Genomic DNA, 23,144 nt, shown 5'->3' with positions numbered 1-23,144 from the left:
GGAAGATATCGGGTGAGCATGGACAGCAAGGCGTTCTGGCGCGTCGCGAGCGCGACCCGGATGAGCGTCATCATCGACGCCGACGCGTATTTCAAGAATGCCCGGCTGGCGATGCTCAAGGCGCGGCGTCGGATCATGCTGATCGGTTGGGATTTCGACGCGCGGATCCATCTCGTCGATTCGAAACGCGAAAGCGACGAGCCCGCCTCCGTGGGCGATTTCATCTATTGGCTCGTCGATCGGAATCCCGAACTCGAGATCTATCTCCTGCGGTGGGACGTGGGCGCCCTCAAGACGCTCGTTCGAGGTTCGAACATCGTCACGCTCGCCCGCTGGATGCAGCATCCTCGCATCCATACCAGGCTCGACAGCTTTCATCCGACCGGCGGATCGCATCACCAGAAGATCGTCGTGATCGACGACTGTCTGGCATTCTGTGGCGGGATCGACATGACGAGCGAGCGATGGGACACGCGGCGCCACCGCGATGTCGAACCCCGCAGGGTCACCCCGAACGGCAAACCCTATAAGCCCTGGCACGATGCGACGACGGCGTTGCAAGGCCCCATCGCCGCGGCGTTGGGAGAACTCGCGCGCGATCGCTGGACACACGCCGGTGGCGAAACGCTTGCGCCGGTTGATTCGCACAGCGATTGCTGGCCGAAGGGTTTGGCCGCCGAGTTCAGGGACGTCGAGGTCGGCATCGCGCGCACCGCTCCGGAAATGCCGGAATGTCCGGAGATACGCGAGATCGAGAGGCTGTTCGTCACGCAGATCGCCGCTGCAAAGGTCTCGATCTACGCCGAAAGCCAATATTTCGCGTCGCGTCGTATCGCCGAGGCGATCGCGGCACGGCTGGCGGAGCCCGACGGCCCCGAGATCGTGATCATCAATCCCGAGCATGCCCAAGGGTGGCTCGAGCCGATCGCAATGGACACTGCCCGCGCCCGCCTCGTAACCGCGCTGAAGCAGCGCGATCCCCACGACCGCTTGCGGCTTTATCATCCCTTCACGGCCAAAGGCGCGCCGATCTACGTCCATGCGAAAGTGATGATCGTCGATGGACGTACCCTGCGCATCGGCTCGGCGAACATGAACAACCGCTCGATGGGGCTCGATACCGAATGCGACGTGACCATCGATGCCGGCGATGAAGGCGCCGATGCCATTCGCGCGATCCGCGATGGCCTCATCGCCGAGCATCTCGGCCTTCCGGTCGCCAAGGTTGCCGCCGAGATCGACGCGCGGGGCTCGCTGATCAGCACGATCGAGGCGTTGCGCGGCAAAGGCCGGTCGCTTCGGCCGTACGAGGCTCCCGACCTCGGCACTGTCGAGGCGTGGCTCGCCGACAATGAAGTGCTGGATCCCGAAAGCCCTTCGGAAATGTTCGAGGCGACGGCCAGGCGCGGCCTGTTCCGCCGTCTCCGCCATCCCTTCGGTTGACGCGCACTGTTGTGACTCAGGCTGCTGACAGGGCAGCGTCGGCTGTCGTCCGGCGACTCGGCTTGGTCACCGCGATCGAAGGTTGGCCGGGCAAGAAACCTATGAGGTCCGCCCGGCTTTCAGATCTGTTCTAACCGAGGCTCCCCGTCCGGCGATCCTCAGCGAAAGAGGAAGGGAGCGACCAAAGCCGCCCAAAGCAGCGCCGATACCGGGAGTGCTAGCAGGACCCCGTGGGCTCCAAACGGACGGTAGGTAGCCCGTCGGGCATCGAAAACGCCAGAATTCGGTTCGCGCAACTTATCTCTCCAGGCCTTATGGTCCAGCCGTTACAGGACCGAGACAACAACGCCCCAAATTGGGACAAAGATCAATACGCATAGCTAACAAATTTGTTTAATTTTGGGATTCGGTGCGCCGTCCATGGCCCACGAGCACGTCGAGAATGGCGCGACCCGCGAAATGCCGATCCATGATCGAGCCCTGGAAACAGCGCACTGACGAGATCGACAGAATGGCCTGCTGCGTTCTCGGCCAAAGCGCGTCGCCGCCGGACGGTCGCTGCCGTCGGCTGGCTCTGCCGGAACAGCGCCGCGATCACTCTGGAACGACCCCCACGTGCAGCTCCTCGAGCACGACATTGTCGTCGATCCGCCAGATCTTGACGACATGCGCTCCGGCGCGTTGCGACGGGAAATCTACTTCGAGTTCACGGATATTGCTTTCGACCGCAGCGTTCCAGTCTCGCTGCGCCTGGCTGGTCGCATCGTTCGGGGCCGGTGTCAGGTGATCCTCGAGCGTGCGCATCGGGCCGTCGTCGAGCGATATGCCAAGGCGCAGCGTGCCACCGCCGGTGACGTCCAGCGTCGGCGCGAGCGCCACTTTGACCGAGATCCTGCCCGCCGATTCGGTCGATACGGCATATTCTAGCCGCACGCCGTCGGCCTGCGTCGTCGGCTTGGCGCCCTGCGGCAACGCGACGACCGCCGCCGATCGACCGAGATGCGCGATCGTCCGCCAGATCAGCCCCCTGCCGCCAATTGCGCGGGTATACTCCGCGGCTGCGATACCCGCATCGCCTGACCGCCGGGTTGGCACGAAGCGGATCGGTTCGGCGGCCCCGGCGACGCGCGTGACGGCGGGCATGACATTGCGGTCAGGCTGCTGCCAGCCGGTATAGCCGATATGCGTCTGCGCCATCATGCCGTCCCACTTGCGGCCATTCAGCGCATGATACGCCTCGGTGATCGCCGCATCGCGCGCGAAAGCCGCTTCGGCCTGGTCGGCAAAGCTGTTTGCACGTGCGTCGGCCGCCGCCGCGAGCCGCCGATTCCAGGCGACGGCGTAATAGAGGTTATAGAGATTGCCGAGCGCCTCGATTGGATGCTCGACCAATTGGAAATAGGCGTCGCGCTGGTCCGGCCGCAGACGCTGCTTCGTTGCGCGCATATCGGCCTGCAACGCATCCCATTCCGCCACCCGCGCGCCAAAGTCGCCGCTATCGAGCGTCGCGGGCGTCACCGGACCAAGCGCGAAGCTGTCGGCATCGAGCAATTCGGGCTTCCGCCGTGCCGCGAGGTGCGCGTAGCGGGTGACGAGCCCACCGATCGCATCGGCCCCCCCGGCGCCGAACGTTCCCCGCGCCCAGTCCACCGGGTAGCGCGCAAGCGCCTCGGGCGTCATCGCGGCGGGGTCCCATGCCTGTTTCAGGAAGAAGCTCAGCGGATATTCCATCGGCTTGATGTCGCCGACATTGACCATCCACAGGCTCCGCGCGCCCTTCTGGTACGCAAGGTCCATCTGCTGCCAGGTCTTCTCGATCTGCACCGTATCGAGCCATTTGTAATTGCGAGGCGCCCCGACATAATCGAAGTGGTAATAGACCCCGTAGCCGCCCTTCCGACGATCGACCGCATCGGGCAGACGTCGGATCTGGCCCCAATTGTCGTCGGAAAAGAGCAGGATCACGTCGTCGGGCACTTTCATGCCCTTGTCGTAATAGTCCTGCACTTCCTTGTAGAGCGCCCAGACCTGCGGCGTCTGCTCGGCGGGCTTGCCGGTCACGTCGGCGATGATCTCACGCTGTGCGGCCACTACGGACTCGAGCAGACTGATCGCGGTGCCGCCCGACATCGCCTCGTCGCCATCGCCGCGCATGCCGATCGTCACCAGGCTCTCGTACGGCGTGCCGTCATGCTTCGCCATCATCCGCTCGATCCCGCCGCGCCAGAAGGTGCGCAGATTGGCCGCGTTGGTCGCATAATCCCATTTGCCGCCCGTCACGCCGCCGGTGAGATTGCGATGCCATTCGTCCTGCGCGCGCGTCAGCGGTTCGTGGTGCGATGTTCCCATCACGACCCCGACCCGATCGGCGAGGATCATGTTCTGCGGATCGTCGGCATTGAACGCCTTGGGCGCCCACATCGCAGGCCACAGCGTATTCCCCTTGAGCCGAAGCAGCAGGTCGAAGACATGCGCATAGGCCTTGGCGTTGGGCCCGCCGAACTGCTTGCGCGCCCAGCTGCTGAAGCCGGGATCCTCGTCATTGATGAAGAACCCGCGATAGCGCACCTTGGGCTGGTCACGCCGCGACCCTGCGGTGACGAATATGGCCGCGCGCCGCGAGACGGGCACATCCGCCCACCACGACCAGGGCGACACGCCCATTTTCTCGGAGAGATCGTACAGTCCGAACACCGCCCCGCGTCGATCGGCTCCGACCACCACCAGCGCGCGCGCGACATTGGCGAACGGGTGCTCGACCACGATCTGGCGGAAGGCCTCCCACTCGCCGGCGATGTCGGCGGCCTTGATCTTCCCGCTGCGCACAAGGGCGTCGATCACCGCGCTGTGGCCGAGCACACCCGCGATCACGACGTCACCGGTGATCTGGTCGGTCGACTGGATGCGACGCGGCGCTCGGCCCGAGATCTCCGCTAGGTCGTGGGCAAATCCATCCGCGGCATGGACGACCGCTGGATCCGCCCCCGGATCGACGAGCAGTTGCGCGGGTCCGTTGCGCGACACGAGCGCGAAGGCGCCCGGCGACGGACGCGCGCAGACCGAGACCGGCGTGTCACACGCCCAGGCCGGTGTCGCGAGCGCCACGGCGCTGCACCAGAGGACAACACGAAGGGCCTTCATGCCGCAAGCTCCCTGAGCGGCGTACGGCCGAACCCGCCGCCGATCGGTCGATACAGAAAAAAGCGGGAGCGGACATGCCGCTCCCGCCAAGGGTCCCGAGGGGGGATCAGAAGCTGCCGCGAAGCCCGACCAGCACCTGCCGGCCCGGCTTGTACTGGGTGAAGGTGTCGTTGTTGAACTGGAAGTACGACCGCAACGTCGCGTCGGTGAAGTTCGACACGTTGACCGTCAGCTGCGGCAAGCTCTTGATGCCGAAGATCTTGTCGAGATCGAACGCCGACGAGAAATCGTAGGACGTATAGTCGTTGCCGAACAGCGCGGCGGCCGTAATGCCGTTCTGTGCCGCACCGCTGTTCTGCGAACCCCGCCGCGACGTCGTCGAGACCCGCAGCATCACGCCATGTTTCTCGTAATAGGCGGTGATGTTGTAGGTGAACGGTGCCACGCCATAGGCGAGCGCCGCTCCCTTGCTCGTCTGGTCGACGATCGTCGCATTGGCGTTGAAGCCGAAGCCGGTCACGCCGATGTGCTTGGTCAGGAAGTCGAGCGGCTGGACCCACTGGAATTCGAGGCCGTTGATCGTCAACTTGTCGGGCACGTTGGTCTGCGACGTGAGCTGGACCTGCGCCGCAGTCGGCCCGCCACGCGAGTTGAGCGCGATCTGCTGCGTCGGGTTCAGCGTGTCATAGGTGATGCCGTATTGCGCCAGGAAGGTGAACGGCACCGTCGTGACGTTGGTCGTGGTGAAGCCGGTGAGCGACTTGCGGAAGGCGTTGAAGCTGATCACGCCTTCGCGACCGGTGTAATATTCGAAGCCCAAGTCGAGGTTGGTCGAGAGATAGGGCTTGAGCGCCGGATTGCCGATGGTCGCCTGGTCGGCCGATGGCGCACCGAAGTTCACGCCAGGCAGCTGCGCCGAAGGATCGGGCCGGGTCATCGTCCGCGAGCCGGCGACGCGGACGAGCGCGTGCTCGCCGATGTCGTAGGCGAAGGTCGCGGCGGGCAGCCAGTTGGTATATTCGTTGCGCGTCGTCACCGTGGTCGAGAGGTTCGGATAGCGGCTGCCATCGGGCAGCGAACCACCCCCGGCGGGCGAGTTGCGCGGGTCGGGCAGCGAGACCGAGCCCGAGATCGTCTGGATCGTATCGACGAAGCGCAAGCCCGCGTTGAAGCGCAGCGTATTGCCGCCGAGCTCCTGCGCGCCGTTGAGCGTCGCGAAGCCCGACTTGACGACTTCGCGGATGTATCCGCCGCTCGCGCCGGTGTTCGCGCCGCCCGACAGCGGGGCGTTGTCGTGGAACTGCTGATATTTGGTCGCATTGGCGAACTTGTCGAAGTCGACCGTCACGAAACCGGCCGGTCCTGGCACCAGATAGCTCGGGAATGCGCTGTTGGGCACCAGCGAACCGCCATAGCTGACGGTGCCCGTCTGCCCGGTGGTCGAGCCGGTGCCGTAGCCGGGATAGGTCGGATAGCCGGCCGGTGCAGCGCCGGGCGAGTTGATCCCGACGCACGGCGGCTGGGTGTTGGGCGACCCGACGAAGATGCTGGGATTGTTGCCGCAAACGGCATTCTGCCACGCCTGGCTGTTGTCATAGCCCTGGATCAATCGCGACACATCGTCATAGGCGCCGCCGACACGCAGGTTGAGTGCCTTGCCGCCCCATGTCAGATCGGCGCGCGCGCCCTTGGTCTTGTTGATGCGGCGCTCGTCCTGAATGTTGACGCGCGAGCCGGCATTCCAGCCGAAATTCGCCGGATTGTTGAGATCGATGTTCGGCGTGATCACCGGGCCATCGCCGGTATTGGTGTAGGTCACCGTCGTGCCGACGCCGAGCGGGGTGGTCGCGCCGACGGTTGGGCTCTCGCGGTGGAAGGTCGAGCGCGAATAATTGCCCTGCGCCTGAAGCTTCAAATTGTCCGAGATTTCCCACTCGCCGCCCGGATTCACGCTGAACAGCTTGGTCGTCTCGATATACGGCCGGAATTCGTCGAAGAATTGCGCATTGGCGAAGGTGCCGCCGGTGACCGAACAGCCGTTGCTGCAGTCGCTTTTGTCGAAGGTCAGGTTGAGCGGGATGATCGCGCTGTTGCGCACGATCCACGCCATGTCCTCGCGGATCAAATCGTTATGCTTGTAGCCGTACAGGCCGTCGACGTAGAAATGCAGCGTGTCGGTCGGACGCCATTCGACGCTGACGATCGCGTTGACGCGGTCACGCGAACCGCGTTCGTCGGACGTGCGCCCGAGCCGCGGCAGCAGCGCATTGTCGATCTGCTGGATCGTCGCGCCGGGATTCTTCGCCAGCAGGAACGCCTGGTCGACGACCGTCCCGGCAACAAGCCCGGCACCAGCACCCGTGGGCACAACCGCGGGGATGGTCCAGTTTCCGCCGCCCGTGCTGTTGCAGCCCGTTGCCGCGCCGCATTGCGCCGCCGACAGCGCCGGGTTGGTGTAGCCGATCGTCTCGAAACCGCGCGTATCGGTGAAAGCGCGCTGGCCTGACACGCCGGCCAGGATGCCGATCGTGTCGTTGTGCCAGCTGCCGATCAGCGAGCCGCGGATGCCGATGCGGTTCGCATCGCCCTGCTGCGACCCCTGCACATTGTAGCTGAGATAGTTCTTGTCGCGATCGAACGGCCGCGCCGAGCGCAGATCGACGTTACCCGCAGCGCCACCTTCGAGAAGGTCGGCGGTATAGCTCTTATTGACCGTCAGCTTGGTGAACAGGTCGGTCGGGAAGAAACTCAGGTCGACCGAGCGGTCGGTGCCCTGCGCGTCGGTCGCGCCCGACGACGCCACCGCGATCGGCGCGCCGTTGAGCGTCACGTTGGTGAAGTTCGAACCGAGGCCACGGATCGCGACGTTGGTGCCTTCGCCCGTGATGTCGCGCGTGATCGTGACGCCCGAAATGCGGTTGAACGACTCGGCGATGTTGGTGTCGGGAAACTTGCCGATGTCCTCGGCGAAGATCGAATCGGTGAAGCCGGTCGAGGCGCGTTTGGCGTTGGTCGAGAGCGCGAGGCTGTTGCGATAGCCCGTCACCACGATGTCCTGCGCGACTGTGGAATCGGCGGTGTCGAGTTGCACAGCCGCAGGCTGTTCGACCGGAGCAGGAGCGGAAGCCTGTCCGGCACCCGGAGCGACCGCGGGAGTCGCCGTCAGCGGTGGGAGCGGCGTCGTTTGGGCGAGTGCAACCTGGCCACAGAAGCCCGACAGGATCGTCGCGCCAAGGAGCACGCATCGAGTCGAGCGCACGGCACCGTCGAACAGAATCATTTGGAAATCCCCTTCCTAAAGCACACGCGCCTTGCTTACCGAGCGCTATGTTTGCGCTACCAAACTGCGCTAGACGTGAAATTCTGTCAAACAGATATTTCAAACTGTGTCAGGCCAGTCGCAAGATGTTGCAGTTCACGGCTGCGCGGACGCATGGTGAGGCCAGACACAGCGCCGCGGTCGACATGCGCGCGTGAAACAGGCTCGCTACCGGCAGGCCGGCGAGATACTCGGGGGAATCATGAAAAACGTACGGCTCTATGCACAGGTCGCCGGGCAGATTGCCGGCCAGATCCTCAGCGGTCACTATCCGCTCGGCACCCGCCTCCCATCGGAGCGTGAGCTCTCGGAGTCGTTCGAGGTGTCGCGCCCGACGATCCGCGAAGCGTTGATCGCGCTCGAGGTCGATGGGCTGGTCGAAATCCGGATGGGCTCGGGCGTCTACGTTTCGGCGAAGACACCGCCCGGCGGCAAATTCTCGGCGATCGGCGTGGGGCCGTTCGAACTGCTCGAGGCGCGCCGCGCGATCGAGGGCGAAGCCTGCGCGATCGCCGCGGCGCGTGTCGATGACGAAGATATCGCCGAGCTTCGCGCGCTGTTCGACAATATGGTCGCGGCGGGCGACGATGTCCCGCGGGCCGAAGCGTTCGACCATCAGTTCCACATCTGTATCGCGCGCGCCACGCGCAACAGCGCGATATCGGGCGCGGTCGAGGCGCTGTGGCAGGCGCGGCTATGCTCGCCGCAGGAAAAGGCGATGTCGGAGAAAGCGCATCGCGCCGGCGTCGGACCGCGCATCGACGAACATCGCCCGATCTTCGAAGCGCTTGCGGCGCGTGATCCCGACCGCGCTCGGGTCGCGATGCGCTCGCACCTCGACAAGGTGCTCAGCGCGCTGGTCGAGGCGACCGAGGTGCAGGAGACCGCCGAATTCGACGCGCGGGTCACCGCTCGCCGGCAGCGCTTCGGTCTGCTGTAACCTTCGCTGCCCTTCAGTGCCCCGGCGCGAACGGCGTCTCGATCGCGCGGTAATAGTCCAGCGGGTGCGCCGGCGCGGGGGATCCGGCGGGCAGCGGAAGTTGGTTGCGCGACTGGAACCAGGCGATGCTCGCATCGCGCCACCACATCGCCTCGCGCTGCTGAACCCCGAGGAACGTGCGCGTCTTGGCGAAGCGCTCCGCATCGACATAGGGCGCCAGCGCGTCCCATAACCGCTGCATCGCGTCGACCTGGGCGACCCCGCGATCGTAATGCGCGACGAGCTCGTCCCAGAGCGTGCGCCCCGACGCCATGCGCCGGTCCCATGCCACATGGTGGAACCACAGCAGGTCGCGCTCGGGCGTGGTGTTGGGATCGGCCAGTCGCCCGGCGAGCGCTGGTGCATATTGCCCGACCGCGTCGCTCCCGCTGACGGTCCGATCGAAGCCGATGCCGGTCGCGTCGGCGCGGGCGTAGTAGGTCGGGTTCCACTCGGGGCGGGCAAGCTCACTCACCCACGGACCGGGGCCGTAATGGTGCCCGGTCGCCATCTGGTGCGCGAGGCCGAGCGGGGTCATGTAATCGACCACCGCCTCGCGCGACGCCATCATCATCGCAACCACAGGCGTGACGAAGCGCGGATCGGGGGTGAAGGTCATCTGCGCCCATTCGGCGCCAATCGTCTTGGCGTCGCCATCGGGATCCCAGGCGAAGCGCCCGAAGGCGAACCAGTTCGCCTGGTTGAAGGTCGACCCCGACCAGTCGCGATCGACTCCGATATTGGCGACCCCCGCCATGCCGGTCAGCCGATAGCGATCGACCTTGCCTTCGAGTACGCGCGCTACGGTCGAGCCCGCCCCGTGCGCGAAGGTGTCGCTTTCGAGCGTTTCCTGGAACAGCGGCCCGAGATAGGCGAGGTGCGTCGCCTGCCCGAGATATTCCTTGGCGATCTGGAACTCCATCATCAGCGGCGTCTTGGGCATCGCGCCGAACAGCGGATGGAAGGGTTCGCGCGGCTGGAAGTCGATCGCGCCATTCTTGACCTGGACGATGACATTGTCAGCGAAACGGCCGTCGAGCGGTTTGAAATCGTCATACGCCTGGCGCGCACGGTCGGCGGCGTTGTGCTCGCTATAGACGAACGCGCGGTACATCACGACGCCGCCATGCGGGCGGACCGCCTCGGCGAGCACGTTCGCGCCGTCGGCATGAGTGCGGTGGTAATCCTGCGGCCCCGGCTGCCCCTCCGAATTGGCCTTGACCAGAAAGCCCCCGAAATCGGGGATAGCGCGGTAGATCTCGTCGGCCTTTGCCGCCCACCACGCCTTGACCGCAGGATCGAGCGGATCGGCGGTCTTGAGCCCGCCAAGCTCGATCGGCGCCGAGAAGCGCGCCGACAGATAGACCTTGATGCCATACGGCCGGAACACATCGGCGAGCGCCGCGGTCTTGGCGATGTAGCGCGCGGTAAGGCTTTCCTTCACCGCATTGACGTTGTTGAGCACCGCGCCGTTGATTCCGATCGAAGCGTTGGCGCGGGCATAGTCGGTGTAGCGCGGCCCCGTATAATCGGGCAGCGTCCACCAGTCCCAGATCGACTGCCCGGCATAGCCGCGCTCGACGCTGCGATCGAGATTGTCCCAATGATCGAGCACACGCAGCTGCAGCTTCGGCGCGCTGCGGACGTCGAGGTGCGCGAGCGATACGCCTTGCTCGGCGAGCTCGAGCAGGCGGAAGCTGCCGTAAAGCAAGCCGATATCGGTATTGGCGAGGATCGCGATAACGGGCTTGCCGTTCGCAGTGGTCGTGAGGAGCCAGAAACCCTCGCGCCCCAGATCGGCGATCGACGCGCTACCGAGCCCTACGCCCCGAGCCTGCGCTGGCGTTGCCAGCACGATCGCGCCGTCCTCTGCTAGGGCTGCGCGTAGCAGCGGCCGACCCGTCATCCCACCGAACCCGCGCTCGAGCTCGGCCACCGCCGCGGCGATCGTCGGCGAGGTTCCTGGCGCGACGATCACCCGCGCATGCGCCGCGGCATCGGCCTGCGCCGGCCCGGCTAGCGGGCGATAGCGCAGCCACAGATCGTAGCCATCCTCGGCAAACGCCGGCGTTGCGCACAGGCCGCAGCACAGCAGCAACACTGACAGGATTCGACCAGCCTGGCGCACCATCCATCTCCTTATGGCGAACACTCGCAGCGGGCGTCCGTCCAAACCTGCCTGACACATGTCGTTGACAAATCCATCCCTCCCCTAGCATGGTAGCGCTATCGTTGAAAGGGCGCCGCAGAGCGACCGACTGCTCCGCCGGAGCAAGCTTCAGGAAGGATGCCATGCCCAGGATTATCGATGCCAAGGTGATCGTCACCTGCCCCGGCCGCAACTTCGTCACGCTCAAGATCGAGACCGAGGACGGCGTGTACGGGCTCGGCGACGCAACGCTCAACGGACGTGAGCTGTCGGTCGCGAGCTATCTCAGCGACCATGTCGTCCCGCTGCTGATCGGCCGCGACGCGCACCGGATCGAGGATATCTGGCAGTATCTCTACAAGGGCGCCTATTGGCGGCGGGGCCCGGTGACGATGAGCGCGATCGCCGCGGTCGATACCGCGCTTTGGGACATCAAGGGCAAGCTCGCTGGGCTGCCGCTGTACCAGTTGCTCGGCGGTGCGAGCCGTGACGGCGTGATGGTCTATGGCCACGCCAATGGCGTCTCGATCGAGGAAACGGTCGAGGTGGCGCGCAACTATCAGCAGCAGGGCTACAAGGCCATCCGGCTGCAATGCGGCGTGCCGGGGCTGCCCTCGACCTACGGCGTGTCGAAGGACAAGATGTTCTACGAACCCGCCGACGCCGATCTGCCGACCGAGAACCTGTGGTCGACCGAGAAATACCTCCGCGTCGTCCCCGAGCTGTTCAAGGCGGCGCGCGCGGCGCTCGGCTGGGACGTCCATCTGCTCCACGACATCCACCACCGCCTCACCCCGATCGAGGCCGGCCGGCTCGGCAAGGATCTCGAACCGTATCGTCCATTCTGGCTCGAGGATGCGACGCCCGCCGAGAACCAGGACGCGTTCCGCCTGATCCGCCAGCACACCACCACCCCTCTCGCGGTCGGCGAGATCTTCAATTCGATCTGGGATGCCAAGCACCTCATCGAGAACCAGCTAATCGACTATATCCGCGCGACCGTCGTCCATGCCGGCGGCATCACGCATCTGCGCCGGATCGCGGCGCACGCCGATCTCTACCAGATCCGCACCGGCTGCCACGGCGCGACCGATCTGTCGCCGGTGTGCATGGCGGCGGCGCTGCATTTCGATCTGTCGGTGCCCAATTTCGGGGTACAGGAATATATGCGCCACACACCCGAGACCGATGCGGTCTTCCCGCATGCCTACAGCTTCGAGCGCGGGATGATGCATCCGGGCGAAAAGCCGGGCTTGGGCGTCGAACTCGATGAGGTACTCGCCGCGCAATATCCCTATGCGCGCGCTTATCTGCCGGTGAACCGTCTCGAAGACGGCACGATGTATAATTGGTGAGCACCACCGAGCGGCCGCGCGGCAATGTCCGCTGGGTGATCTGCGCGCTGCTGTTTGCCGCGGTGGTGCTCAGCTACGTCGATCGCCTCGTGCTGCCGGTGCTCAAGCCCAGCCTGCAGGCGCAATATGGCTGGAGCGAGCAAGGCTATGCCAATCTCGCGATCTGGTTCCAGGGCGCTTACGGGCTCGCCTACGTCCTGTTCGGCCGGCTGGTCGATCGTGTCGGCGCGCGGATCGGTTATGCGCTGGCGGTAACGCTGTGGACGATCGGCCATGTCGCGCATGTGCTGTTCACCAGCACGCTGGGCATGGCGTTCGCGCGCGTGCCACTGGCGATCGGCGAGGCGGGCGCGTTTCCCGCGGCGCTCGCTGCGACGGGCGAGTGGTTCCCCAAGTCCGAGCGCGCGCTGGCGATCGGCATCTTCAACGCCGGCTCGAACGTCGGTGCGATCGTCACGCCGCTCGTCGTGCCGGTGATCGCGGTGACCTTCGGCTGGCGGATGGCGTTCATCGCGACCGGCGCGCTGACGATCGTGTGGCTGATCGCGTGGCTCGGTTTCTATCGCCGCCCGCGCGAACATGCGTCGGTCTCTGCGGAAGAGCTCGCCTGGATCGAAAGCGAGCCCGCCGAGCGGGCGCGGCCGATCGCGTGGCGCAAGCTGCTCGCCCTGCGCCAGACCTGGGCCTATATGCTCGGGCGCTTCCTGATAGATCCGGTGTGGTGGACCTTCCTGTTCTGGCTGCCCGATTTCTTCAATCGCCAATATCATGTGAAGATGCTCGACTTCGGCCCGCCGCTGGTGGCGGTGTATCTGCTCGCCGATGTCGGCTCGATCGGCGGCGGGTGGCTTTCGTCGCGGCTGCTGCTGCGCGGCTGGCAAACGGGCCGTGCGCGCAAGACCGCGATGTTTGCCTGCGCGCTGTTCGCGCTGCCGATCGCCTTTGCCGCGCAGGCGCCGAGCCTGTGGGTGGCGGTGCTGCTGATCGGGCTCGCATGCGCGGCGCATCAGGGCTTTTCGGCCAATGTCTATGCGCTGCCGGGCGACCTGTTCCCCCGCGGCCGCGCCGGGTCGGTGATCGGGCTCGGAGGCCTGTCGGGTGCGCTCGGCGGGATGATCATGGCGAAGTTCGCCGGCACGATCCTCGAGACGCTCGGCAGTTATCAGCCGATCTTCCTCGTCGCGTCATGCGCCTATCTGCTCGCGCTCGGCGTGATCCATTTGCTCGTGCCGAGCTATGCGCCGGTCGCAACGGAGCGGATCGCATGACACGGCGCGCCACCGCATCGGGAGTCCCGCCCATGATCGTTCGAAGCTTGGCCGCAATGCTTGCCCTCACCCTCCCCGCGCTGGCGAGCGCGTCACCCGCCGCGCAGTGCGCCGGGCGCTGGACTGCGAGTTGGGCGTCGTCGCAGAAGGACGCCGACCACGCCGACACCAACATCGCGGCAAAGCTGCGCGATGCGACGCTTCGCCAGACGGTGCGGCTGTCGCGCGGCGGCGACAGCGTGCGGATTCGCCTGTCGAACCTCGTCGGCACCGCGCCGCTGACGATCGATTCGGTGCATGTCGCGCTGGCCGAGGCGAGCGGATCGCCGAGCATCCGGGCGGGCAGCGATCAGGTCGTCACGTTCGGCGGCCGACGCCAGGTCAGCATACCGGCGGGCGCCGAATACAGGTCCGATCCGATCACCCTCGCCGCCCCCGACCGCGCGACGCTGTCTATCAGCCTGCATCTGCCGGAGGCGCCGTCCGCGGTGACGAGCCATCCGGGCTCGCGCACCGGCAGCTTCATCGTTTCGGGCAACCACGCCGGCGATACGACGGTCTCCGGCGAGCGCGTCGAACATTGGTATTTCGCCTCGGGCGTCGATGTCGCGGGCTGCGGCAGCGCGATCGTCGCGCTGGGCGATTCGATTACCGACGGGCGCGGCGCCACCACCGATCGCGACGATCGCTGGACCAATGTCCTCGCCGCGCGGCTCCCGGCGGGATCGGGGCTGTCGCTCGTCAATCACGGGATCGGCGGCAACCGTGTGCTGCGCGACGGACTCGGCCCCAACGCGCTCGCGCGGCTCGACCGCGACGTGCTGGCCCAGCCGGGCGTGCGCTATCTGATCGTGCTCGAAGGCGTGAACGATCTCGGCGTACTGACGCGCGATCACCCCGTCACGACGGCCGAGCACGAGGCGCTCGTCGCCGATCTCGAACAGGGCTATCGCCAGATCGTTAACCGCGCGCACGATCACGGGGTCAAGGTGATCGGCGCGACGATCCTGCCGTATGGCGGATCGGCCTATTACCACCCCGGCGCGGCCGGCGAGGCCGACCGCGTCGCGGTGAACGACTGGATCCGCAGATCGGGCGTGTTCGACACGGTGGTGGATTTCGATGCGGTAATGCGCGATCCGGCGCATCCCGAGCGGCTCGCTCCGGCGTTCGATTCGGGCGATGGGCTGCATCCATCGCCGGCTGGCTATGCACGGATGGGCCAGGCGGTGCCGATCGCGGCTTTTCGGTGAGGGCGCGACCTCGGAGCGCAAGCATCAGCGCATCCCGGCCGAAATCGATGCCGATTCGAGCCCTACGGCGCGTTTCAGAGCCACCCAAAGGATTCGGTTGTGCGAATGCCGAGCGGTCGCTCGGATCATTTGCAGCCTGTCGGCGCGTGGAAGAAGCCGTAAACTGAACGGCGAAGGGCGCGTTTGCGGGAATCTCGATTTTCGGTCATGATCTGAAGGATTTGCCGAACACCACAATCGGTCGGCACAGAATTGGCGAGGCTGTAGATGACGAGAGAACGCGTCTGCCGGAGCTTTCTATGGCTGGCGACGCTGGTCGGCGGACCGCTGCTCGGCGCCAAGCTTTTCGACCTTCTAGTGCTCGCCGGTGCTTGGGGGGCTCATCCGCCTGCTTCGTTAGCGATGATGCCCTACGGCAAAGCCTGGCCTGTCGACACCGGAGCGTTCTTCATTCCTTTCTCCGCGCTGATGCTCGTCGCGGGTTTCGGCGCACTTGTTGCCGGCTGGAGGACGCCGTGGCGGTACCGCTGGCTGCTGTGCCTTCCCTCGGTCGGCATTCTCGCGCTGCTGGTCCTGACGGTGGTGGCATTCTGGCCGATGAACGCTGCGCTCTACTATCACGGTATCGGGTCGCCGAAGGACACGATCACCGATGCGGAATCGGTCGCCATGACCGGCCGTTGGCTGACGCTGGACTGGTGTCGCGTGGTGGGCGCGAGCGCCGCGTTCGTCGCGCCGTTGCGAGCGCTGAGGCTCCCCTGGCCGAATGAGGCTGCGCCGAGAGATTCGCTCGCCGTTCGCATCGGACTTGCAATGGCGCTCGCGGGGGTGGCTGCTTTTGTCCTTTGGTTCATCGCGAACCTCTGAAGGCCGGCGCGCGCAAGGCTTCGAGCTCGACGCACCATAAGGCGGGAGCGACTGCAGCGGCGATAGCCTGCGCAAGCCCCTCCGACGCGGCCGACCGCACGGTCGTAGGTCGAAACAGGCACCCTTTGTGCCCATCAGCGCCGAGATGCATCGCTGCTGCGGGCAAGGACGACGCGAGACTGTCGGAACCGCCTTACTTATCTTCGACAATACATTCGACTTTGGTCGAAAAGAATCGAAATGGCGTTCGCTCCGTTTAGCGCGACACTGCATATCCACTTGGCGGCTCAGCGCTTTTCCGGCCCGTCGGAAGTCGCCGAATTGCGGGAATTCTGGTGGATTCGTCGATCACAGACGACCCAAAGGGATGAGGAAATGTCATGTAACTGATTTGTAAATAAGGCGAATACCCGCCACGACATCACCTCACGACGCTCAGAAGCGCTCTTTTTCCAAGATATGGCAAAAGAAGCGACGCCATCTTCTCGTTCCAATCACCGAGTCAAAACAGACATCAAAGGTTAATTTCACAAGTAGATCTTGTTAGGTTTTTGGTATCAATCGCTCCTCATGTTTTCAGCTCGTCACGAGGAGCAGATGACATGTGTAACGAGTACTCTCAGTTTTCCTCACAAGCGGCTCAGACTATCGGTCGAGTTAGCATTACAAGTGCATCGATCTATAATGGCTGCAAAAGTATTGTCCCTCTACAGCCAGAGGCCAGGTGCGAACCAAGAGATTACCATAAGCAACCAAGTGCTAACCGTCGCCTTGCGCTTCGCGCGATGGCTTCGACCGGCGCGATCATCCTTGCGACGATGTTCAGCGCGCGCGCCCAGGCACAGGAATCGGTGGTGGGTGTCTGCTCGGGCGTCAGCCTGCCGAGATCGGTCGTCACCGGCATCGCTGGCAACATCCTCGCCCCCGTGCTCGCCCCTGTCGAGACGACGCTCGGTGCGCTCACCTTCGGGACGGTCAATCTGAACCTGAGCACCGCATTGACCAATGCCGCGGCCGGCGCGCCGATCGCGCTGGGCGTGCTCGATATCAATGGCAATGCGGTCAACCTCGCCACCACGCCGCAATGCGTTTCGCAAGCCGACGGCTATACGCTCAGGACCCCGGCGGGGCTCGCGATCGGCGGCAACCGCATCAGCGGCCTGGGCAGCGCGGGCCTGGTGGCGAGCGCCGCGGAAGCGAATGCGATCGCCTTCGGTGACGCCGCGAACACGGCCGCCGGATCGTTCGGCGCGGTCGCACTCGGCGCCGGTGCGCGGGTGACCGCCCCGGGCACGCTCGGCAGCGTCGCGCTCGGCCAGAATTCCCTCGCAAGCGGTGCCACGCTCGGCAACACCGCCTATCTCGTCGGCGGGACCGCGGCAGCCGAGGTCAATATCGGCAACCGTCGCCTGACCGGCCTTTCCGGCGGCTCGGAGGACACCGACGCGGTCAACGTCGCCCAGTTGAAGGCCGCAACAGTCGGCCTGACGCCGGTCGATGCGCTGACCTTCGATGCCGGGCTCGGCGCCTATAGCGCGCTGCGCGGTGGTGCTGCCACGCGCATTACCGATGTCGCACCGGCCACGCTCAGCGCGACCTCGAGCGACGCGGTCAACGGCGCGCAATTGTTCGCGACCAACGGCGCGGTGACGACCAACGCGACCGACATCACCAATCTCGGCACCACCGTCTCCAATATCGGTACGACGGTGACGGGGCTGCAGGCTAATGCGCTGCTGTTCAATCCCGCGCTCAATGCCTTCGACGCGACACGCGGCGGCGCGCCATCGACGATCACGAACGTCGCGCCGGCGGCGCTCACCGCGGTTTCGACCGACGCGGTCAACGGCGCGCAGCTGTTCGCGACCAACGCGCAGGTCGGGACCAACACCACGGCGATCACCACCCTCACCACCAACATCGCCAACGGCACCGCCGATCCGCTGGCGGTGCGCTATGCCGATGCGACAAAGGGCACGCTCGCGCTCGGCGGCGCGACCGGCACGCTGGTCACCAACGTCGCCCCCGGCACGCTCAGCGCCGCCTCGACCGATGCCGTCAACGGTGCACAACTCTTCGCCACCAACGGCGCGGTGACGACCAACGCCACCAACATCACCAATCTTAGCACCACCGTGGGCGGTCTGTCGGGCAATGCACTGCTGTTCAATGCCGGGATCAACGCCTTCGACGCAACCCGCGGCGGGGCGCCGACGACGATCACAAACGTCGCCCCCGCGGCGCTCAGCGCGACCTCAAGCGACGCGGTCACCGGCGCGCAGCTCTTCACCACCAATGGTGCCGTGACGACCAATGCCACGAACATCACCAATCTCGGCACGACGGTGACCGGGCTGCAGGCGAATGCGCTGCTGTTCGATACCGGGCTCAACGCCTTCAACGCGGCGCGCGGGGGTGTTCCCACGGTGATCACCAACGTCGCGCCGGCAGCGCTGACGGCGACCTCGACCGACGCGGTCAATGGCGGACAGCTGTTCGCGACCAATACCCAGGTCGGCGTCAACACGACCGCGATCGCCAATCTCAGCACCAATATCGGCAACGGTACGGCCGATCCGCTGGCGGTGCGCTATGCCGACGCGACCAGGGCCACCCTCGCGCTCGGTGGCGTGACCGGAACGACCGTGACCAACCTCGCGGCCGGCGCGCTCAACGGCACCTCGAGTGATGCCGTCAACGGCGCGCAACTCTTCGCCACCAACGGCGCGGTGACGACCAACGCGACCAACATCACCAATCTCGGAACGACGGTCACCGGGCTGTCGGGCAACGCCTTGCTGTTCAACGTCGGCATCAACGCCTTCGACGCAAACCGCGGCGGGGCGCCGACGACGATCACCAATGTCGCGCCGGCAGCGCTCAGCGCCGGCTCGAGCGACGCGGTCACCGGCGCACAGCTCTTCACCACCAACGGCGCGGTGACGACCAACGCCACCAACATCACCAATCTCGGCACCACCGTCTCGAGCTTGCAAGGAAATGCCTTGCTGTTCGACGCCGGGCTCAACGCCTTCAACGCCGCGCGCGGCGGGGCGCCGACGGTGATCACCAATGTCGGTGCGGGCGCGCTCGGCGCGACGTCGAGCGATGCCGTCAACGGCGCGCAGCTGTTCGCGACCAACCAGCAGGTCGGGGCGAACACCTCGGCGATCACCAACCTGACCACCAACATCGCCAACGGCACCGCCGATCCCCTGGCGGTGCGCTATAGCGACGCGACCAAGGGCACGCTCGCGCTTGGCGGCGCGACGGGCACGACCGTGACCAACGTCGCGGCGGGTGCGCTCACCACGACCTCGAGCGATGCGGTCAACGGCGCGCAGCTCAACGCCACCAACCAGGCCGTCGCGGCGGTCGATACGCGGGTGACCAACCTCGGCGGCAGCGTCGCCAGCAGCCTGGGCGGTGGATCGAGCGTCAATGCCGATGGCAGCGTCACCGCGCCGAGCTATCAGGTCGCCACGGTCGGCGCCGGCGGCGCCACGACGACGACCACATACACCAATGTCGGCAGCGCGCTCTCGGGCCTCGGCGCGAGCATCAGCACCGTCAACAGCCGTGTCGATGCGATCGCCACGGCGACCGACCGGGCGGTCACCTATGACGGGGCGGCCGGCAGCGCCCGCGATACGATCACCCTGGCCGGCACTGCGGGCACGCGGCTGACCAATGTGAGCGCAGGCGCGGTCAACGCGACCTCGACCGACGCGGTCAACGGCGCGCAGCTCAATGCGGTCGGGCAGCAGGTCGCCGCCAACACCACCAACATCGCCACCAACACGACCAACATCACCCGGCTGCAGAACGGCACTGCCGGCTTCTTCCAGGTAAACAACACTGGGGGCAACGCGACCCCCGTCGCGAGCGGCGCCAATGCGATCGCGGCGGGTGGTGGCGCGGTGTCGTCAGGCGCCAATGCCGTCGCGCTCGGGACGGCGGCGACCGCGAACGGCACCAACAGCGTGGCGCTGGGCAACGGTTCAGTGGCGGATCGGGCCAACAGCGTCTCGGTCGGCAACGCCACGACAGCGCGGCAGATCACCAATGTCGCGGCCGGCACGATGCCGAGCGATGCGGTCAATCTCGCGCAGCTGACCAGCGGCATGAACCAGACGCTCGGTGCGGCCAACGCCTATACCGACGCCCGGCTCAACCAGGTCGGCTTCGACCTGCGCAGCCTGCGCCGCGACGCCAATGGCGGCACCGCGGCGGCGATGGCGCTGGCGACGATCCCGCAAGCCTATGGCCCCGGCATGGGCATGGTCGGCGGCGGCGTCAGCACCTGGGGCGGCGAACAGGGCTTCGCGATCGGCGTGTCCAAGGCTAGCCCCGACGGCAAGGTGGTGATCAAGGCCGGCGCGGTGATCAACACCCGCGGCAAGGGCGGCGGCGCGGCGGGCGTCGGCTTCGGCTTCTGATCCGAACCTCGCGGGCGGCGCCCCCGCCGCCGGCGTAAAGGACGCCCCGACAGCGAACCCTCCCGTGCTATCGCACGTCGGAGGGTTCGTCCCGTTATTGGGTGCGCGCATGCCAACGGTATCGTGAGGCTAGCACTACTTTGGCAGATTGTGTGTCGAGGGTGGATCCAGTGGCGCTTGGCAATGCGGGCAGCGCCTCGGCGGAGGCCTAGCGAAGATGTTGAGGATCGCCTGCCGAACGGCGGGCATAGTCGGCTGCGGCGGAGGTCCCCCGACTCTTTTTTTTCCGTCCCGCGGCGGTGAGGCGGCGGGACTGAAGGAAGGCATAGGCGATCATCGTCATCAGTGCGTGTCGGTGCAGCCCTGTCCATGATCGACCCTCGAAGTGGTCGAGGCCGAGTTCTTCCTTAAGCTGCTGGTGCGCCTGCTCGCAGATCCACCGCGCCTTGATGGCGCCGGCAAGCGTCTTGATCGGCGTGTCGGGTGGCAGGTTCGAGAGATAGTATTTCCGCTCGCCGGTCGAGCGGTGCTCCCCAACCAGCCAGACTTCCTCGCCGGGCAGATGTTGGTTGCCCATGTCGCGGATACGCTGGGTTGGACCATCGGCGACGCGAACGCGTAACGCCGCAAAGCGCGCGGTCAGCCGTCCCTTCGTACCCCGTCGCCAACTGACCGATCTCCAGGGCTGCTCGGCCAGCAGCGTCTCGGCGGCCACGGACTGGCTGTCGGGGATGTGGTGTTGCCGCGGGCGACCGTGGCCCGAGACCGGAAAAATCATGGCGACATCGGCAGCATAGACCTTCTGGCGATAAGGGATGCCGACAGCCCAGGAGAGACCTCGCTCACTCAGCGCCTGGCGGAATGGAGCGCTCATGCCGTATCCCGCATCTGCCAGAACGCAGCCGAAACGCACGCCTGCCATCCTGACCCTGTCGATCTCTTCGATGGCGATCTCCGGCTTGGTCAGGGCGACCTGTCGGTCGGCAGGCACCTTCGCCTTTGCCATGCGCTCCGGATTGGAGGTCCAGCTTTCTGGCAGAAACAAGCGAAGGCCGACCATCACCGGCACCTCACGCGATGCAAGCGTCACCGAAACCAGCGTCTGGCAGTTCGCGTTCTTGCCCAGCGACGAGGCATATTGCGGCGCTACGCCGACCGAGTGACGGCCCTTCTTCGGCATCGCCGTGTCATCGATGACGAGAAAGGCGCCGGTGCCCCCTACCAGCCGGTCGGCCTCATTCAGCAGTGCAGCTTCGAGCGGAGCGCTGTCCCATATTCCCGCTGCGACGAAATGATGAAGCTGATCGTAGCCGGCCTCGCCACCCCGCGCAGCCATCGGCTGCACGCTCTTGCGATCTCCGGGACCTATCAAACCGGCGATGTACTGCGGGCACATCTTGCGCCGTGCCGGATGCGACAGCCCTGCCAGAAACGGCGCCAGCCATTGCTCCAGATCGGTCCGCCAGCTCTCGTCCACCGCCATCGTCGTAAGTCCGCCAGCCTACACTGACAAATGGGAATCAACGACGATTCAAGCTGGTTCCTTCAACCTGCCAAAGTAGTGCTAGGTCGTGAACCCATAAAATGGGGTCTGCGGAGGCAAGGGCTGAACGGCGATTATTGGTGGAGAGCAGACGTTGCGATCCAATCGAAAATTTGCGACTGGAAGCGATGTTTCCTTTCCCGCCCGTCACTGAGTTACAGTTCCTCGTAGGGAAGGAGTTGGATGACATTTGTCTTAAACCCCATCAATTCCACTTTGCATTCGACACCTTGAAAATCGATGTTGGCAGTTATCTGGAGCATGTTGATAGACAGGGAACGGCACATCGTCACAACACCGATGCCGACAAACTTGCGCCCCTCTTTATCCACCACCTGCTGGGTCAGAAAATACGCCTCGTTCTCGTCGAAGAATTTCGCCTAACCCTCGCATTCGACCAAGGTGATCTACTACGCATTTATAGCAACAATGAACTGTATGAATGCGGCGAAATCTACGATGAAACCGGTTCGTTGATCGTTTTCTAACTTCCGCTTTTGGGCGATTTCTGCCTGTCCGCTTTTCCGCTCGATAGCGGACGGTCGGCAATCGGGCGAGGCGGTCGCGCTGGCGGCGCTCGAACGGCGATAGTTGGTGGCTAGCTGCCGTTCCCAGAACTGGCATCGCCATAGGTTACGAGAGGTCGGCAAACATCACCCTTGATGGTGAACTGCCAGTTGCTGCCATCCCCGCCGGTTACATAGCCGATGGGACAGAAGACGATCCTGCCATCGTTCATAATAGTGGCGACGCCACCATCACAGTCTCCGGGCACATGGATGGTTGTTTGCCAACGGCTATCCACGTGAGTCAACGAGAACGTCTGCTTGCAGAGCTTCAAGGATGCCGACTTAACTGAACGATCGACGGACGTAATTTGGAAGGTGGATCGTGGTTCAAGAAAGCTGCACCCGCTCAGGATCAGCAGGCCAAACTGACCAATTGCAAATATGACCTTCATGCCGTTGATCATCGCAGCTTGCTGAATGACTGCAAGTGGTCGATTTCTGCCTGTCCGCTTTTCCGCCCGATAGCGGACGGTCGGCATTTGGGCGAGGCGGTCGGGCGGCCGGCGCTCGAACGGCGATAGTTGGTGATGGGGTGGACGCCCCCCGACGGCATCAATGTGCCAAAGTGGAGGTGTTGATCACCACTTGAGGGAGGCGTCCGTGTCGGAAGTTACCACAATCGGGTTGGATATCGCCAAGAACGTTTTCCATGCGCACGGCGCCGATAGCACCGGGCGAACGGTTTTCAGCCGCAAGCTGAGCCGAGGAAAGCTTCTAAATTTCTTCGTATCGCAGCCGCGGTGCATTGTGGCGCTGGAAGCGTGCGGAGGTGCGCACCACTGGGCGCGCGAGCTTCAGGCGATGGGGTACGAGGTCCGG

The 23,144-nt window shown here is 65.0% G+C and carries 13 protein-coding genes and 1 pseudogene; 9 read left to right on the top strand and 5 right to left on the bottom strand.

Annotated features, from left to right (window positions below; translation table 11 throughout):
* The first annotated feature begins 18 nt into the window (after positions 1–18).
* Complete coding sequence (locus EAH76_RS03935) at positions 19–1,443, top strand: phospholipase D-like domain-containing protein (RefSeq protein WP_140848435.1); 1,425 nt, start codon at positions 19–21, stop codon at positions 1,441–1,443.
* Between the two features lie 594 nt (positions 1,444–2,037).
* On the opposite strand, the gene EAH76_RS03930 is transcribed toward EAH76_RS03935, so the two are convergent.
* Positions 2,038–4,584, bottom strand: a complete 2,547-nt coding sequence (locus tag EAH76_RS03930; RefSeq protein ID WP_140848433.1) for a glycosyl hydrolase 115 family protein — start codon at positions 4,582–4,584, stop codon at positions 2,038–2,040.
* Between the two features lie 106 nt (positions 4,585–4,690).
* Positions 4,691–7,864, bottom strand: a complete 3,174-nt coding sequence (locus tag EAH76_RS03925; RefSeq protein ID WP_140848431.1) for a TonB-dependent receptor — start codon at positions 7,862–7,864, stop codon at positions 4,691–4,693.
* A gap of 241 nt (positions 7,865–8,105) precedes the next feature.
* Here EAH76_RS03925 and EAH76_RS03920 point away from each other — a divergent pair, with 241 nt between their 5' ends.
* A complete protein-coding gene (locus EAH76_RS03920; protein WP_140848429.1) occupies positions 8,106–8,843 on the top strand; it encodes a FadR/GntR family transcriptional regulator in 738 nt (245 codons plus the stop codon).
* Positions 8,844–8,856: 13 nt separating this feature from the next.
* Here EAH76_RS03920 and EAH76_RS03915 read toward each other — a convergent pair whose 3' ends face one another.
* Complete coding sequence (locus EAH76_RS03915) at positions 8,857–11,013, bottom strand: alpha-glucuronidase family glycosyl hydrolase (protein WP_140848427.1); 2,157 nt, start codon at positions 11,011–11,013, stop codon at positions 8,857–8,859.
* Positions 11,014–11,174: 161 nt separating this feature from the next.
* On the opposite strand from EAH76_RS03915, the gene manD reads away from it, so the two are divergent.
* The 5 genes from manD to EAH76_RS03890 all read left to right on the top strand — a co-directional run bounded on the left by manD (position 11,175) and on the right by EAH76_RS03890 (position 20,213).
* Positions 11,175–12,386, top strand: coding sequence for a D-mannonate dehydratase ManD (gene manD, locus EAH76_RS03910; protein WP_140848425.1), 1,212 nt, complete (start codon positions 11,175–11,177; stop codon positions 12,384–12,386).
* A complete protein-coding gene (locus EAH76_RS03905; RefSeq protein ID WP_140848423.1) occupies positions 12,383–13,654 on the top strand; it encodes an MFS transporter in 1,272 nt (423 codons plus the stop codon). Before manD ends, EAH76_RS03905 begins: the two co-directional genes overlap by 4 nt.
* Before the next feature lie 32 nt (positions 13,655–13,686).
* A complete protein-coding gene (locus EAH76_RS03900; protein WP_140848421.1) occupies positions 13,687–14,907 on the top strand; it encodes an SGNH/GDSL hydrolase family protein in 1,221 nt (406 codons plus the stop codon).
* A 267-nt stretch (positions 14,908–15,174) separates the two neighbouring features.
* Positions 15,175–15,774 carry a DUF1772 domain-containing protein gene (locus tag EAH76_RS03895; protein WP_140848419.1) on the top strand — a complete coding sequence of 200 codons (600 nt, stop codon included), beginning with the start codon at positions 15,175–15,177 and terminating at the stop codon, positions 15,772–15,774.
* Positions 15,775–16,559: 785 nt separating this feature from the next.
* Positions 16,560–20,213 carry a YadA-like family protein gene (locus EAH76_RS03890; RefSeq protein WP_161988965.1) on the top strand — a complete coding sequence of 1,218 codons (3,654 nt, stop codon included), beginning with the start codon at positions 16,560–16,562 and terminating at the stop codon, positions 20,211–20,213.
* 208 nt (positions 20,214–20,421) lie between these two features.
* Here the strand turns inward: EAH76_RS03890 and EAH76_RS03885 are convergent, their stop codons facing one another.
* Positions 20,422–21,696 (bottom strand): IS701 family transposase, encoded by a 1,275-nt coding sequence (locus EAH76_RS03885; RefSeq protein ID WP_140848415.1) that lies wholly within the window; start codon positions 21,694–21,696, stop codon positions 20,422–20,424.
* 140 nt (positions 21,697–21,836) lie between these two features.
* On the opposite strand from EAH76_RS03885, the gene EAH76_RS03880 reads away from it, so the two are divergent.
* Positions 21,837–22,244, top strand: a complete 408-nt coding sequence (locus tag EAH76_RS03880; RefSeq protein ID WP_140848413.1) for a hypothetical protein — start codon at positions 21,837–21,839, stop codon at positions 22,242–22,244.
* 110 nt (positions 22,245–22,354) lie between these two features.
* On the opposite strand, the gene EAH76_RS03875 is transcribed toward EAH76_RS03880, so the two are convergent.
* Positions 22,355–22,804 carry a hypothetical protein gene (locus EAH76_RS03875; RefSeq protein WP_140848411.1) on the bottom strand — a complete coding sequence of 150 codons (450 nt, stop codon included), beginning with the start codon at positions 22,802–22,804 and terminating at the stop codon, positions 22,355–22,357.
* 121 nt (positions 22,805–22,925) lie between these two features.
* On the opposite strand from EAH76_RS03875, the pseudogene EAH76_RS24285 reads away from it, so the two are divergent.
* A pseudogene (locus EAH76_RS24285) lies at positions 22,926–23,144 on the top strand (IS110 family transposase); the annotation flags it as partial.

Source organism: Sphingomonas glacialis (assembly GCF_006439055.1).
Taxonomy (GTDB): Bacteria; Pseudomonadota; Alphaproteobacteria; order Sphingomonadales; family Sphingomonadaceae; genus Sphingomonas; species Sphingomonas glacialis_A.
The sequence above is the reverse complement of the archived record's forward strand: the minus strand, read 5'-3'. Positions and strand labels throughout refer to the sequence as shown.